This is a genomic window from Terriglobus roseus (assembly GCF_900105625.1).
Taxonomy (GTDB): Bacteria; Acidobacteriota; Terriglobia; order Terriglobales; family Acidobacteriaceae; genus Terriglobus; species Terriglobus roseus_B.
The window spans coordinates 2,467,265-2,482,135 of record NZ_FNSD01000001.1; the positions used below are offsets into that span (position 1 = coordinate 2,467,265).

The 14,871-nt window shown below is 62.4% G+C and carries 12 protein-coding genes; 5 read left to right on the plus strand and 7 right to left on the minus strand.

The features are described from left to right. Window position 1: 1 nt before the first annotated feature. The 4 genes from BLW03_RS10225 to BLW03_RS10240 all read right to left on the minus strand — a co-directional run bounded on the left by BLW03_RS10225 (window position 2) and on the right by BLW03_RS10240 (window position 4,976). The gene (locus BLW03_RS10225) at window positions 2–385 is read right to left on the minus strand and encodes a hypothetical protein (RefSeq protein ID WP_074653813.1); all 384 of its coding nucleotides are present in this window, start codon (window positions 383–385) and stop codon (window positions 2–4) included. Continuing rightward, window positions 378–3,461 carry a hypothetical protein gene (locus BLW03_RS10230; RefSeq protein WP_074653814.1) on the minus strand — a complete coding sequence of 1,028 codons (3,084 nt, stop codon included), beginning with the start codon at window positions 3,459–3,461 and terminating at the stop codon, window positions 378–380. Before BLW03_RS10230 ends, BLW03_RS10225 begins: the two co-directional genes overlap by 8 nt. Before the next feature lie 124 nt (window positions 3,462–3,585). After that, window positions 3,586–4,098, minus strand: a complete 513-nt coding sequence (locus BLW03_RS10235; protein ID WP_074653816.1) for a hypothetical protein — start codon at window positions 4,096–4,098, stop codon at window positions 3,586–3,588. Window positions 4,099–4,292: 194 nt separating this feature from the next. Beyond that, window positions 4,293–4,976, minus strand: a complete 684-nt coding sequence (locus tag BLW03_RS10240; RefSeq protein WP_244502038.1) for a sigma factor-like helix-turn-helix DNA-binding protein — start codon at window positions 4,974–4,976, stop codon at window positions 4,293–4,295. Window positions 4,977–5,882: 906 nt separating this feature from the next. Between BLW03_RS10240 and mltG the strand changes: the two genes are divergently transcribed. The 3 genes from mltG (at window position 5,883) to BLW03_RS10255 (ending at window position 8,805) form a co-directional block, all read left to right on the plus strand. Then, complete coding sequence (gene mltG / locus BLW03_RS10245; RefSeq protein WP_074653819.1) at window positions 5,883–6,857, plus strand: endolytic transglycosylase MltG; 975 nt, start codon at window positions 5,883–5,885, stop codon at window positions 6,855–6,857. A 183-nt stretch (window positions 6,858–7,040) separates the two neighbouring features. Beyond that, entirely contained in the window at window positions 7,041–7,940 is a 900-nt protein-coding gene (locus BLW03_RS10250; protein ID WP_074653821.1) for a hypothetical protein, read from the plus strand. Window positions 7,941–8,076: 136 nt separating this feature from the next. After that, on the plus strand, window positions 8,077–8,805 hold the full coding sequence (locus BLW03_RS10255) for a Crp/Fnr family transcriptional regulator (RefSeq protein WP_074653823.1): 729 nt from the start codon (window positions 8,077–8,079) through the stop codon (window positions 8,803–8,805). Window positions 8,806–8,832: 27 nt separating this feature from the next. Here BLW03_RS10255 and BLW03_RS10260 read toward each other — a convergent pair whose 3' ends face one another. Beyond that, entirely contained in the window at window positions 8,833–9,453 is a 621-nt protein-coding gene (locus BLW03_RS10260; RefSeq protein WP_074653825.1) for a hypothetical protein, read from the minus strand. A 96-nt stretch (window positions 9,454–9,549) separates the two neighbouring features. Continuing rightward, window positions 9,550–11,622: an alpha-glucuronidase family glycosyl hydrolase gene (locus tag BLW03_RS10265; RefSeq protein WP_074653827.1), complete on the minus strand. Its 2,073-nt coding sequence runs from the start codon at window positions 11,620–11,622 to the stop codon at window positions 9,550–9,552. A 270-nt stretch (window positions 11,623–11,892) separates the two neighbouring features. Between BLW03_RS10265 and BLW03_RS10270 the strand changes: the two genes are divergently transcribed. After that, entirely contained in the window at window positions 11,893–12,711 is an 819-nt protein-coding gene (locus BLW03_RS10270) for a sugar transferase (protein ID WP_083350719.1), read from the plus strand. Here BLW03_RS10270 and BLW03_RS10275 read toward each other — a convergent pair. Next, window positions 12,708–13,319, minus strand: coding sequence for an HAD family hydrolase (locus tag BLW03_RS10275; RefSeq protein ID WP_074655924.1), 612 nt, complete (start codon window positions 13,317–13,319; stop codon window positions 12,708–12,710). The genes BLW03_RS10270 and BLW03_RS10275 overlap by 4 nt on opposite strands. A gap of 255 nt (window positions 13,320–13,574) precedes the next feature. Between BLW03_RS10275 and BLW03_RS10280 the strand changes: the two genes are divergently transcribed. Then, on the plus strand, window positions 13,575–14,807 hold the full coding sequence (locus BLW03_RS10280) for a cupin domain-containing protein (protein ID WP_074653830.1): 1,233 nt from the start codon (window positions 13,575–13,577) through the stop codon (window positions 14,805–14,807). Window positions 14,808–14,871: the final 64 nt, after the last annotated feature.

Below are 14,871 nucleotides of genomic sequence, written 5' to 3' on the forward strand. Positions count from 1 at the left end.
CCTAGAAGGCAGCCAGGCCGACGCGCTTGATGGTGTCCGTCGCAGTGCAGACAGAGTGGCAGTTCGTGTCATCACCAACCACCGACGGCGATGCGAGCGCTGTCGCGATACGCGTCACCGGCAGGTTTCCGGTGGCAATGTTCCCTGCGTTGGTCGCATCCACCGTCACCGACGCGGCAAACGCCGTACCCGCCGTCTTCGTACAGGTCACCTCACCGGCCGCAATCATGCTGCAACCGCCGGAGATCGCTGGCGGCAGTCCTGTCGTCTGCCCCGCTGCCGGATGCGTCGCTGCGAGAAAAGACATGGCTGCTCCAAAGCAAAAGGGCAGCCACAGGGCTGCCCTTTGCATCGCGCCGAGACCGCGCATGGTTCGCTTACTCATTGATTGCTCCTGGATTCAGAAGTGTTATTCCGTCAGTGTCCACCACCAGCTGCTGTACCAGGTACTTGCCCGCAAGCGTGTAGCCCGCGGCTCCGCTGGTGCTGCTGGTAAGAAAGCCGCCATGAACATTCGCGCTCCAGCTCACCGTGTACCCCGGAGTGGCGCCCACTTGAAAGATCAGCGTGATGTGTTCTCCGGCAGCCAGCCCGGTGAAACTCTCTGAGGTGATGTTGCCGTTCAACGGCACATGGAAGGTCGCATTGGCACACGTCACCGCAAAGACCGGTGTCGCACTGTAAGGGAGGTTGGTCGCACATACGCCGCTGCTGTACCCCGGAGGCAGCCGCGCCGGATCGAGCGTACCGCGGGTGATGTTTGAGGCATTTGTCGTATCCACGGTCGCGGAGGCCGCGAGCCCTGTGAGATCTGCCGCGCTGCCACTGGTGGCCACGTTCGATAAGACCGATGCCGTTGCCGCCGGCCCGAGTGTGACACCGCCGATGCTGCCGGACGTCGCGGCCTGCATGCCATTGATCCGTGCGACATTCAGTGTCGTCGCATTGATCGTTCCAGCAGACAGAGCCGTTGGTGACAGCGTATACAGCGCACCATTCATGTTGAACGTCATGGTCGACGTCGATGGCGTGTAGTTCACCGTGTCATACCGCGGCCCATTTGATTGCAGCGCGAACAGGTTATAGGCAGAGTTCCAGCGATTGCAGCCATGCGAGTTGCAGCGCATCAGGATGCCCGTCTGGTCGCCCGCCTGCAGATCCATGGAGGAGATCCATGGGCCTTTCACCGCCATGCCCGCCGTCGGCGGCACGTGCGTCCCGCCGTTGCCGTAGTACTGGCTGGCCGGAGAGTTGTTGTACACCTGCCAGCCCGTTATGCCGAGACTTGTTGTGCCGTTATAGGAAATGCCAGCGCTCATGGCACTGCTGCCGCGTGGCATGTACTGGGTCACGTAGGTCGTGTCAGCTCGAACGCGCTGGGAGTAGAAGTGCGGCTCTTCCACGGGGTCGCCCGCAGACCAGGCCACATTATTCGGCGCAAGCGTCATCGTGCCGTCCACCTGGTTTGTCGACGTATTCAGAACACTCCGCACCTCCACCATGGGGTACAGCACGAAGCTGCCCGTCAGCACACCTGCAGTACCGCCGGCTGTGGTGGCGTCGGCGCCCGTCTGCGAAAACGTGAACTGGTTTGCCGAATTCGTGGTCACCGGGAATGTCCCGTTGAAGCTGGCATCCGTCGCGCCACTGATCGTCACCTGCAGACCGTTCACATCACCCGACAGATCACTGGCCAGGTTCACCGTAACCACGTTGCCCGCTCGCTGCATCGTCGTAATCCTGGACGACAGGTTGGAGTAGGCACTGGTCTGAAGCGACATACCCAGAACGGTCGACAACAGCGACGAGTAATACAGGGACGTCGGCGATGTGGAGGCGATGACAGGGAACACCTCACGGATTCCGTTGACCGTGTCCACCGTCTGCTCCACGCCATAGCCGCACAGGCCGCCGATCGCAACCGTCGCGCCCAGCGTATGCGGCTTGTACAAAGTGAACTGGATGTGACTGCCGTCCACAATGGTGTACGGCGCGGTCTCAAAATAATCCCCGGCGCCCTGCGAATTGGCGATGCATGCGATGCCGGATGTCGCCGGAGCACTGGCCGTGTTGGTCGAGAAGCCATTCGGCACATCGCTGGTTGCAATCGCCAGCGTCACCGTACCCGGAGCCATGATCGTCTTCTGCGGAACTGCCAGCGAAGCCGTGCGAAACAACGTGCTTACCGGGAATGACGTTCCCGCAAACTGTGCGCTCGCATGCACGCCCGCAATGCTGCCACCCGTGATGGCTCCGGTGGCGATCGTCTTGGAGGGCGCCGTATCAATCAGGTAACGCCCCTCACCCTGCGTCGCCGCGCCCGATGTCGCCGTCACCGTTACCTGTGTCGATCCTGTGCTGCATCCCGTTGTACAGGTTCCCTGGAAGACGGCGGTATCCTCCGAGACCGAGATGTCGTACGGATGCGCTCCCTCATCCGCGTTGTCGCGATTCCCGCCGGAGCTGTAGATGAACTGCCCACCCAGCAGGCAGTCGCCCACGCCGTAGCAGTGTTGCATCAACCCTGTCAGGACGTGCTGTCCCGGCGTGTAGTTCAATCCGCGAATGTCCTCCGCGGTGTACGTCGTCTTGAAGTAAGGAAAGGTCGCGCCGAGATCCTGCGGAAACAGGTTGTTTCCTCCAGCGAGCGCGACCTGCGTCACCGAGCTCGCCGTCGCGTGCGCAGTCGGCAGAAGATTCGCAGGAGTGCTGACATAACTCACCAGGCTCTGTGACGGACCACCCTTCCACGGATTGAAGACCGTGACCGCGTTGTTCCCCCCGCGCTGATCCGTCAGCAAAGTCTTCCCCGCGTGGAAAGAGAATGCTTCGTTGCCCGGATAGGTCCGGTCCGCAACCACGTTGCAACCGGCGGCACAGTCACCGCTGGTCAGCGCGTTTGTGATGCCGTCGTTGCCCGCCTGCGAGAGATACTCTTTCGCATACAGCTGGCCGTTCAGGAAATTCGTCTGCAATTTCGTGCCTGCCGGCTGCAATACAGTCTGGGTCGCCTGCGCAGTTGCCTGGTCCACAGGCTGCTTTGTTACCGTCTGCATAGTAACGCTGGATGGCAGAACACTGGTACGAACTGCCGCCAGCGTCACACTAACCGCGCTCACCGGCACCGTCCAGAACTCGCGGCTCACCGTGCCGTCATCCAGGTGATACACCGCCGTGTAGTAGGTGCCGGCCGGTGTGGCTCCAGCGTTCGATGTTAGCGATACGGTGAAACGGCCGCCAGCTCCCAGCGTTACAGACGTGCTACCCCTGGAAATCGTCCGACCGCTGGCCGACGTGAATGCCGGCCAGCTGATCAGCACAGTCCCCGCGGCAGCGGTTCCATTCGCATGAAAGACCGTGTCACTCACGGACGTTGTGGCCACCTGCGCCTCTGCCGGCAGGCTCACGCCAAGGCACAGTGCGGCCACCAGCCACAGCAGCAGACCGGCCGCCAGAGGCATCGGTTCGCAACCTGCCCCGCTCGCTCTCATGCGCACTCCTTCACTTTGTTTCCTCAAATCCCTGCCCCCTCCGGCGCGCTCCGCGACAGCCGTCTTCCAAACTTGAACTTCACCGCAGCCCGACTCAGATCTCGGAGGGCAATGCCGCCTGCCCTGCCGCTGTGGCAGTGGCAGCCGCCTCAGCCTTTGCGCTGCGCTGCCGGAACTCGCCGAGCATGCGTCGTGCGAATCCCGCATTCGCCGTCCGAGATGCCCTCGTTGCAGCGGCCCGTGTCGGCGCGCCGCCGTACAGCACCACCAGATGCAACAGCAGCTTCAGCGCCGCCAGGTTTTTATGTTCCGTAGTCTCACTCAGGAGCATCGCCCAGATCTCCGGCAACGCGCGCGACATCTCGCGCTGAATATACTTCGCACATTTTTCCGGAGACCTGGACCGCGCCCGGCGCAGTTGCAGCGGAGGCAGCATCTGCGGCTCTAACGGTTCCGGCATCGCGCGGGCCTCTGCGCACCGTCGCAACACCCCGCCAACCGACCGGTCGTAATCCGCCGCGATGCCCGTCTCCTCCCGCATCGTTCCCGGTTTCGCCCGGGATCGCCTGGAAGGCACTGTCACCCCGTCGATCGTCTTTGCCTTCATACGCTCCCGTCTCTCACTCGTCCTTCTCTGCCGCAAACGCGAACACGGGAGACGCTTGCGCGCCTCCCGTGCCGTTTCTGCTTATCGTCCGAGCCGTTCGTCCGGGGCCAGAACCCCGTCTTTCTCAACTCGCCTATTCAGGATAACAATTGGCGCGGAAGTCACCGGCCAACTTTCTTTGGTGCGTAAGCCATTTAAGGTGTATAACTTACCAGCTTAACCGAGCCCGCACCCTCTTGACAGCGATTTCCATCGATACGCTCCATCAGGCGACGGTCCAGAAAGGCGCCGGTCAATTCGTCCAGTGCCTGCATGTACCGGCGACGGGTCGAACGGAGGCTTAGCCGCAGCATCGCGGCGGTCTCCTCCAGGGTGTACTCCTGCACCGCAATCCGCAGGATCAGCCGCTGCTGCTCCGGCGCAAGCTGCTGGATGCAGCGCTCCACGTCGTGAACGAAGATCACCACGTCGTCAAACGCATGCACCCGGTAGCTGGTGACCTTGCCGCGGAACATCTCCCGCCCCAGCAGCGACGGCACACGTCCGCTTTCAAGCGACAGCACGCCATACCGCCGAAGCATGGCCTCGGTGTACGTACGATAGAAGGCCGTTCCCGGCGCCAGCACCGTACGGAAGACCGTCGCGGCGCGCTCGCGCTCGGCGCTGGCCCCTGCCGGTTTCACCGCCGGCGTCAGGACCGGCGAAAGAACGGGCTGAGGGCCGGCAGAGGCGCTATCCGCCTCGGCATGGATGAGAAGTACCGCATGTGCCAGGTTTCCCTCGGTGGCCCACACCTGCGACAGGACACCACCCTGACCGTCTGTATGGGAAACTTCTGCGTTCGCGACGTTCCGGATTGGCATCTGCAAAATCTTCATTCCGCACCTCCCTGGCTCTGCTGCTGGTTCGCTGTCATCGGTTCTTTCGCTGCCGTCTGCCGGATGCCTCGGCACGGTCTGCCGGTCCGCAACCTGCGGCGCGGTGGCAGGTCCGCCATCCGCGGTCCGCAGTGTCGGCAATAGATACCGGCGGCTGCTCCGGTGCGGACCCACAAGCCGCCGCACCCTTCACACACCTTCAAGTCCCTTCGCAAGTACTCCATGTTCGTTTCACCTCTTGCCGTCGGTGCCCGCCCGGTCCGCCCCCAGCCTGGATGGGAGCTCTGCCGGGTCGGTCTCCGACTGGTTGTGCCCACCGGTGGATCGGCTCTGCGGCCTCTCATCCGGAAGGGCGTTGCCCCGGTTGCACGGCTCCCGCGCGACTCGAAAATGGCATAAGAGTCCTTATGCCCGCGCTGGATCCGCAGGTCAGTCCGCACCGCGTGCGGGGTCTTGGCCGTCGTCTTGAGTGCCCCGAAACTAGACGGGCAGAAATCTCAAGTCAACGCGATTTTTATGAAATTTCACCCCAAAAGTCTTGGGCCCATCGGCAAAGGGCGGCGGTGGTATAGCTCATAGTCTAGCCTCGCTTTATTCGCCTTATCTTCGCTTTTAAGAAGTTCCTTTGGCAAGCTATTTCCGCTTGCCCGATGAGGATTTCCCTTATCGGCACCATAAGTTGTGCAGGCTACAAAGTGCAGCGGATGGAAAGACAAAGATCGCCTCTGGACTACAAACGCCGTCCTTCTCCCGGGATTGGAAATGCATCGACTCGACCGGTGAACCTGTCGCCGGAAGACGATGCCCCCACCCAACTGAGGCAGCCAGCGCCCGATGCGCAAGAAGGCGTGACCCCCACCTGCCTGTCGCCTGTTTCCGGCTCTCGTCCTGTGAGAGATTGTCTCTGTGAAGTTCCTTGGCGTCCTGCTCCTCCTGATCCTCATCGCTGCCGGCGCGGTCGGCTTCCTGGTCTATGCACCGGACACACCGCCCGGCGAGGTCTTCATCGACCTGCCCACTGGCACCAGCTCCACTGAGATGGCGCAGAGGCTGCAGGATGGCCACGTCCTTCGCAGCCGGTATGCCTTTCTTCTGCTGCGCGTCTGGAAGGGCGGCAGCCTGAAGGCCGGGGAGTACCGCTTTGCCGACCCGGCAAGTGCCGCTGCCATCTACGCGCGCATCGCCCGGGGCGACGTGTACACCCGCGCCGTGACGATCCCCGAAGGCTTCAATCTGTACGACATTGCCGCAGCCGTTGAGGCCGCCGGCCTGGGCAGCCACGAGGTCTTCCTCAAGACAGCCCATACCAACGCCGACCTCGTCAGCGCCTTCGCCCCGACCGCGACATCGCTCGAGGGCTATCTGTATCCCGACACCTATCGCTTCAGCCGCCACACCACGGTCCGCACCATGCAGGACACCATGGTCCGGCGCTTCCGAAAGGAGGCGGCAACCCTGGGGCTGCTGACCACACCAGACATCGCGCGCACCGTCATCCTCGCCTCGCTGGTGGAGAAGGAGGTCCACTTTGACAACGAACGCACCGAGGCCGCGGGCGTCTTCACCAACCGGCTGGACCGCAAGATGCCCCTGCAGACCGACCCCACCGTCATCTACGCGGCGCTGCAGGCTGGCCGTTGGACCGGCGTCATCCATCGCAGCGACCTCGATTTCGATTCGCCCTACAACACCTATCGCCACACCGGCCTGCCGCCCGGGCCCATCTGCTCGCCGGGTGCCGCTGCCCTGCGTGCCGCCATGCAGCCTGCAACAACGGAAAATCTGTACTTCGTCGCGGACGCGACCGGCCACACGCAGTTTTCTGCCGGCCTGAAGGAGCATGCCGACCAGGTCGAAAGCTATCGGAAGGGCATCCGCTAGCGCCCGGCCTTGGAAGAGCTAAGCTCCCTCCCGGTCTCCGGGTGGAAGATGTTACAAACTCTGAACATCGACCCCCAAGAAAATCCATCGCGAGGGCGGTTACCACCATCTGACCCTGTGAGCCCTTGGACGGCGCAGATTGCCGCGCCCCCGCCGGGACGACCTCACGGATAGACTGGAAGTTTGGAAAAGACACTCAAGCATCGAGCGAAGGCGTTTGTCCTGCTCTGCCTTTTGCCGGCACTTGGCGGCTGCCTCCGCACCACCCGGTCGGTGATGCAGACCCATCCCCCGGCGAAGGTCCTCTCGTCGTCCCTGGACGAGATCGTCAAGTCCACGACGGAGCGATTCGACCATATCCAGACGTTGAAGGCGTCGGTCGAGATGACAGCTTCCACCGGCGGTGGCAAGGAAGGCAAGGTGGTCACGTACACCTCCTTCACCGGCTACATCCTCATGCGCAAGCCGGGCGACTTCCACTTCATCGGCCTGGCGCCCGCCATCCGCACCAAGATGGTGGATATGGTGACGGACGGCAAGACCTTCACCCTTGCGATTCCACCCATCAGCCAGGCGACCATTGGATCGAACGACTCGCCCGGAACTTCAACGAACGCGCTCAAGAATCTGCGACCGCAGTTCTTCACGGACTCGCTGCTGATCCGCAGTGCGAAGCCCGATGAGATGGTGTCACTCGTCTCCGACGACCGCATCTACCAGCCGGACCCGACCAAAAAGTACGTCGTGGATGAGCCGGAGTACGACCTGGGCATCTACCGCTCCGTTGCCAACAGCACCGAGCTCAAGACGCAGCGCGTCATCCACATCGGTCGCGCAACGCTTTTGCCTTACCAGCAGGACGTCTATGACGAAAAGGGCCAGCTCGTCACCGTCGTCAACTACGACGACTACAAGCTCTTCGGCGAGAACACCTTCGCCTCGAAGATCACCATCCGTCGTCCAATCGACGGGTTGACGCTGCGCGTCACCATCACGCAGCTCGCATTGAATTCGCAGCTCGATGACGAGCAGTTTGAAGCCCCGCACATACCCTCCACCTACAAGGTGGAAAGGCTGCCCTGACAATTTCGCATGTATGTCGGCTGAACTACACAGCGGATAGTCGACCCGTGTAAGTCTGATACAACACAGACCGCATCGGTCTGATATCTGACATACGTATGCGTTCAGTCGCCTCTACGACGAATTGAAGGAGCCGATGCTCCCAACCGGCAATCTCCTGCTTGATAGTCTTTCTGCGCCTCTCCGCACCCTGATTCTTACGAATGCTCGACCTTGCGAACTGGATCTGAAGACGGTCCTGGTGCGGCCGGGCAGGGCACCTCTCAGTCTCATCTTCCTTACCTCAGGCATGGCGTCGCTGGTAGTCACCATGATGGACGGAGCGGCCTCTGAGGTCGGTATGCTGGGCCGGGAAGGCTTTACCGGCTCCTCCACACTGATTGGTCCAGACCTGAATCACCCGGAGTGCATCGTCCAGATTCCCGGCCGCGGGCTCCAGGTATCCCGGCAGTGGCTGCAGTCACTCTTCGCCACATCAAACGAGTTCCAGGGGAAAGTGCTTGAGGTCGTACAGAGGCAGCTCAACATCTCGGCGCAGCTCTCTGCGTGCAATCTCCGTCACGAGGCCGAGGGCCGGTTCTGCCGGTGGCTCCTGATGGCATCGGACCTGATCGATTCGCCAACGCTGTTGATGACCCAGGAGTTCCTCTCCGAGATGCTGGGGACGCGGCGCACAACCATCTCCGCGATCGTTCAGCCGCTGCGGTCCAGTGGCCTGATCAGCGTGACGCGGGGGACCGTCCGCATTCTCGACCGCGCGGGCCTGATGGCGAAGGCCTGCGAGTGTTATGAGATCTGCAGTCGGTCCATGCATCCGGAGATGCTCAAGGCCATGGAACCTGACCGGCCCATGCGTCGCAACTGAGAACGCTGCGTGGGAGGTGGAACGGCCCTAAGGCCGCTCCGCCACGCCCACCACCTGCGGAAGATTCGAGCGGCCGCCGCGCCGCAACGCACCGGCAAGACGAACCAGCGTAGACACAGCACTCAGCAGCAGAACAGCACCCGCGCCCAGCGCCGTGATGCCGGAGACCTGCGCGCGGGACAGCGTCGCCAGGCAAGCCAACGGCCACAGGATCAACAGAGTGCCCGTGACGTAGTGCTGCCGGTTGCGAAAGGTGCTCGCCAATGGGAACAGGTGCAGGCCGACGATGATGGCGATCGCCGTCACAACATACTCGCTCAGGTGCAGGATGCCCAGGATCGTCGCAGCCGTCGCGACCGAGACCCACTGAATGATGTTCACGGCCCGGAACATGCGCCGCGAACGCTCCTCCGCCTCAGCGTCGGGTGCAGCGGCGGGCAGCAGCTTCCCGCGTTGCAGCAAGACAAGGGACAAGGCGAGGGATGCCACGCCGGCAGCAGCAACAAGCACCTGCGCTGCCCGATGCGAACCAGCTACTGCACCCAGTCCAAGCAACAGCCACAACTCGCCGAAGCCAAGAAGAAACAGGGCCCCAACGGTCCGTCCCCGGGCCTGCTCGGCCGTTACGATGCTGCGAATGCTGGGCATAGGGAATGTCCAAAGCTTACACCGCTGACGATGTGGACGGAGGTCAGCGACCGCTTCCGACGCCTGGGCAACTGCAAGCGCATGAATGACCGACCATCAGTTCCACCGCGGGTCCCGTGTGATCTCGAGAAAGTCCAGCGGTGCTTCGCCGCCGGTGCCACGCAGTTCGACGACATCGCCGGGCTTCAGCCGAATGCCATTGATCACGAACCGCTCCGCCAGCGCTCCGTCTGGTGTCCACTCAGAGTCCCCTCCGGGGCGGCGCATGTTGCTCCAGTGGGCCCGTGTCTTCCCGTTCAAGCGCAGCTCAAATTGCGATGTCGCAGAGGTCTCGTCGAAATAGCCGACCTCGATACGGTAGACATTCTCCTCACCACGGAAGTGCGTGGACACGGAGCACTCTGCCGCGTCGTGACACACCGAGGCGGCACCGCCTGACGCATCCTCGGGCACCTTCGCACGCCGCGCAGCGTAGCGGATGCTCTCCATCGACTCCGCCTCCGTGCGTGCGGGGTGGCTGCCGACGAAGCCTGAGGCATCGGGTACGCCGCTCACACGCAGCAGCCACTCTGTCGCACTCTCACGCCAGATCTCCGCACGTCGTGTCGCTCCTTCCAACAGCGCGTGCATGACAGCGTAGCGCTCTCCGTCCAGCAATCCGCGCTCCACCAGCTCCTGCGTGCCCTCCCACGCATCGAGAGCGTTTGCCGCCTCCGAGGCGCCGGCAAAGTGGGCGTCGTAGAAACTCTGTACGACCGTCTTACCGCTATGCAGCGTGGCCCGGTACGGCACGCGATGCACTCCCAGCAGCAAGCGGTCCGGCACCTGCGCCGGGTCGCGCAACTCCGCGGCAAAGCTATCCGGATAGCCCTCCAGCGCCTCGGCGCGCTCGACGCCAATGCCGTGCTCGTCGGCAAGCGCAGCGGCATCGGCCATGCGCGGCCCTTCTCCCCTATCGTTCAATAGCGGGGGCAGACCCATGGGCGATACCAGGTCGACATACGCGGCAGCGCTGTTTAATACGATCCCCTTGGCAACAGCGAAGACACGCGCATCGTTACCCCACGTCTGCCGCGCCCACTCGTCCACCACACGGTCAGCGGTGAGTGAGGGATCCCATGCCGTACGGCCGAAGGCGTACAGGTTGGCCTGCAGCAGCGGATTGGTCGGAAGGGCTTCCGCAGCTTCTGGCTCCAGACGCGCCAGGATCCCAGTTGCTGCGACCGCATCCAGCAGTGTTCCTGCCGGCCTTTCCGGCGTGCGCAGTGCCTGCTGCCAGGCCTCCATCGGCAGGGCTGGCATGGTCACTCCGCCGGGCGCAAGCGCAAACTCCACAAGCTGAGGGCCGCCTCCCGCAGGCAGGGATGATCCAAGCCCAGCCATCTGCTCGCCCGCGACCATTCCCTCGCGGATGGGGAGTGCATCTCGCGCGCCTGTCGCCGATCCCGATGGGACCAGCGTCCGTTGGCTTCCCGCATCCTCACGCCACGTGCGAATGCCGAAACTGCGAAGGGTCCTGGTCAGATCCTGAAATGCTGAAGGAGGTAGCGAGCCACGCACGGCCAGGCCGTTCAACCCGACCGAGGCCATCAGTCGTGCCGTGTCGCGCACGTCGCCGGCCATGCTTCCGTCACGCCAGTCGATCCCGAGGACGCGATTCGCGATCTTCGGTGATTCGATCAGCTCATCCGGCAACTGCTGGTCTGCCGCGACCAGCGCGGCAAAGCGATACGCCGCCCACAACTCGGCACGCGGCGAACCACCCTGCAGGATCCACCAGTGCCGAATGCCGCGCCGCAGATGGACGATGCGAAAGCCCTCTTCAGGGAGGGCCTTCTCAGTCCAACCGGGCAAACGCGCGAGCCGCGCCCGATGCACCGCGTCGGTAGTGCCAAGCACGATAGCGTCGAGCCGAGGGTCAAACCGGTGAAGCAGCATGTCCGTACCGGCGACCATGTGACCCAGGCCGCGGTCAAGTTCCTCCGCCGCCTCATTCTCTTCCGGTGCGTCGCCCAGCAAGACCACAGCGTGTGGCATGTCGTGATAACGCGGCGGGTCTGGCGGGATGGCATAGCGGAGCCACCCCACGGGGGCGGACGGCAACGAGGCCTGCGCGGTCGTCTGCGCGCCCTGCCCGGAGCAAAGCGGCACGACGATCGCATACGCCATGCAAAACGCCGCTACTTGCAGACTTCGGCCCGACCAGTGCATCCGCTTCCTCTACCACTCCCCACATTGGACTCCCGTCCCGACAGCACGCTCGCCCCGGTTAGGAAACTCTTGCGATGGTATGCGGTTTCCGAATCCCGTGCGCGTACCTGAGGGAGCAACCCGATAAGAAGAAAACTCCCCGACAATCCCCACGCAAACATACAATTGGCTGAAACTGGCATAGCGGCGTATGCTCGGCTGACACCAAAGATGGAGACGGGTTCGAGCATGGAAGCTCTGCAACATGCCGCATCAAAACCAGGGCACGAGGAGCATTCCACTTTCCCCGCATATCGCGGCGAGGAACGTCATGCGGTATCCGCCTGGACAAGCAGTAAAGCCAAGCGATGCTTCGACTTCCTGGCGGCCCTGGTAGGCCTGATCCTCCTGTCTCCCCTGCTCCTGGTCGCTGCGCTGGCAATCGTCTGCACGTCCGAAGGAGACGCCCTGTTTACCCAGGAGCGTGTCGGGCGAGGCGAACAGACCTTCACTATCTATAAGTTCCGCACCATGTGCGAGGGCGCGGAGTTCTGCGGACCGTCCGTTACCTGCGAGGGCGACCCACGCATCACAACCGTCGGCCGCTGGCTGCGCTCGATCAAACTGGACGAGCTGCCACAGCTCTACAACGTCGTCCGCGGCGACATGAGCTTTGTAGGACCGCGGCCCAAACTGGTTAGCCATGAGTGCGGACCGCTGCCCTGCCGCCCCGGCATCACGGGCGCCGCGACCCTCCTGTTCACCCGTGAGGAAGAGCTGCTGGTGAAGATCCCCGCCGACCTGGTGGAGCGCTTTACTGTGATGGTGCTGAACCCGGTCAAAGCGAAATTGGACGCCCGGTACGCAGAACATGCAAGCTTCAGTTCCGATTTGGGACTGATCTCCGCGACCATCTTCCGACTGCAGTGGGATAAGCGTATGGCCGACCTGTCAGACCTGGTCGAGGCCCATCCGGAAGACCTTGTGAAGCGCGCGATTGCCATGCCGGCTCCCAAGTCCGACCCCTTTTCCCATGCGGAAACGATCGCCGTCAACCAAGTAGCTTAGTCCGCCTGTCCAGGCTCGCCCGGGACGTACATCGGGACTCGCACGGCACGCATACCCGCCCGGGCCGCAGCCTCCATCCCCTCTTCAGAATCCTCAAAGACGACGCAGTCCTCCGGACTAACACCGATCTTGCGCGCGGCAGCGAGGAAGAGGTCTGGAGCAGGCTTGCCCTCCTTCACGTCCTCAATGGCCGCCACCGCGTCGAACAGAGACAGAAGACCGACGGCATGCAGCGTCGCTTCGACATTGCTGCGCTGACCATTAGAAGCCACCGCCATGGGCACTCGGCCACGCCACTGCCGTGCGATATCGCATACGGGCGTGATCTGCTCCAGCAGGTGCAGATTTCGCCCGTAGTTCATCGCCCAGGTCCGAAGGACTTCGCGATGCGGCACCGGGATCCTGCCCACTTCATTGTCCAGCGCAAGCAGCACGGTAGCCGGCGTCTGCCCGTACTTTGATCGAGCCCACTCAATGGTCGGCCGCAGGCCGAAGGGCTCCAGCGCGTCCTTCAGAGCCTGCACGTGAGCTGGCAGCGTCTCCACCAGCGTGCCATCGCAATCGAAAATCAGACCGCGAAAGCCTTCGGGCAGCGGAGGAAGATTCATAGCGTTGATCGTAAGCCAGAGGTCGTCTGCACAAGTTTCAGTGCGGCCATCAATGCGTTTCAAAACGCGTTGCGGATGACGCAACACCCCTGCGTTCGCGGCTTCGAACGAGTATTGACACGTGCGCCGCCCATCCCATACGCTTCCCTGACTGAGACGTCTCAACGGAAGTGGCGCCGACCGGTTTACCCTTCGCTTCCCGACGGGTTCCGCCCCGCAACTCACGCAATTCGAGACACAGTAAGAGGACGGTACATGGCATTGGATCGTACGAAAGTCCAGCAGGCAATCGAAGCTGGCAATGGCATTCTCAAGCTTGCTCCCTCCTGGGTTCCGCGCTCCTTCATGATCCCGGGACGCCGGCTGAAGCTTCATCCCGATGACATCTACGCTTTTGGCGGGTCGCGCGGCGGCATCAACGAACGCTGGTTCTCTTCGACCACCAAGGCCGCAAACGGCCCGGACACCACGGAGTTCGAAGGCCTCTCCTTCGTCGTCACAACCAACGGAGAAAAGTTCCTGCTGAAGGATGCCGTCGAAGTGGCCGGCGACCTGCTGCTGAGCAAGGAAGTCTTTGATCGCGAGCAGGGCTGGAATATCCTCTGCAAGTTCTTCGACAACGAAGGCCCCATTCCGCACCACATGCACCAGAACGACGAGCATGCATCCGCGGTCGGCTTCAAGGGCAAGCCGGAGGCATACTACTTCCCGCCGCAGTACAACCAGACCTTTAATAACTTCCCCTTCACCTTCATGGGCCTGACGCCCGGCACCACGAAGGAACAGATTCGCGCATGCCTCGAGAAGTGGGAGCAGGGCGACAACGGCATCACCTTCCTGACCAGCGCCTATCGCCTGGAGCCGGGCGCCGGCTGGCAGATCAACCCCGGCATCCTGCATGCACCGGGCTCGCTCTGCACCTATGAGCCACAGGTAAACTCCGATGTCTTCGGCATGTTCCAGTCGGAGGTCGAAGGCCGCATCGTGCCGTGGGAACTGCTGGTCAAGGACGTACCCGAAGGCAAGAAGCACGACATCGACTACATCATCTCCATGCTCGACTGGGACGCGAACCTCGATCCCAACTTCGCCGAGAACAACAAGGTTTTCCCCATCGTTGCCAGCAGCGGCGAAGGCTATGAAGAGAAGTGGATCGTCTACGGTACGAAGTTCTACTCTGCAAAAGAGCTGACCGTGAAGCCGGGCGCAACCGTCACCATCAAGGACGCGGAAGCCTACGGCCTCATCGTCGTGCAGGGTTACGGCGACTTCGGCGGTACACCTGTCTCAACACCCAGCATGATCCGCTTCGGCGACCTGACAGAGGACGAACTCTTCGTCACAGCCGCGGCCGCGCAGAAGGGTGTCGTCATCAAGAACCCCAGCACGACCGATCCACTGGTTATCCTGAAGCACTTCGGCCCCGGCAATCCGGATGCGAAGCCGCTCATCAAGGAAAAGACCGGCCCTTCAAGCTGGAAAAAGTAAGTACGCATCGCGTAGAGTGGGCCGGCTTGTAGAGCGGCCCATTCTTACGCCGTGTAACTAGTTT

Excerpts from the sequence above, each read along its gene's own strand:
- BLW03_RS10225 (WP_074653813.1), bottom strand. The coding sequence starts at position 385 with ATGAGTAAGCGAACCATGCGCGGTCTCGGCGCGATGCAAAGGGCAGCC.
- BLW03_RS10240 (WP_244502038.1), bottom strand. The coding sequence starts at position 4,976 with ATGAAGATTTTGCAGATGCCAATCCGGAACGTCGCGAACGCAGAAGTT.
- BLW03_RS10275 (WP_074655924.1), bottom strand. The coding sequence starts at position 13,319 with ATGAATCTTCCTCCGCTGCCCGAAGGCTTTCGCGGTCTGATTTTCGAT.
- BLW03_RS10235 (WP_074653816.1), bottom strand. The coding sequence starts at position 4,098 with ATGAAGGCAAAGACGATCGACGGGGTGACAGTGCCTTCCAGGCGATCC.
- BLW03_RS10265 (WP_074653827.1), bottom strand. The coding sequence starts at position 11,622 with ATGGCGTATGCGATCGTCGTGCCGCTTTGCTCCGGGCAGGGCGCGCAG.
- BLW03_RS10255 (WP_074653823.1), top strand. The coding sequence starts at position 8,077 with ATGCTCCCAACCGGCAATCTCCTGCTTGATAGTCTTTCTGCGCCTCTC.
- BLW03_RS10280 (WP_074653830.1), top strand. The coding sequence starts at position 13,575 with ATGGCATTGGATCGTACGAAAGTCCAGCAGGCAATCGAAGCTGGCAAT.
- BLW03_RS10270 (WP_083350719.1), top strand. The coding sequence starts at position 11,893 with ATGGAAGCTCTGCAACATGCCGCATCAAAACCAGGGCACGAGGAGCAT.
- BLW03_RS10260 (WP_074653825.1), bottom strand. The coding sequence starts at position 9,453 with ATGCCCAGCATTCGCAGCATCGTAACGGCCGAGCAGGCCCGGGGACGG.
- BLW03_RS10230 (WP_074653814.1), bottom strand. The coding sequence starts at position 3,461 with ATGCCTCTGGCGGCCGGTCTGCTGCTGTGGCTGGTGGCCGCACTGTGC.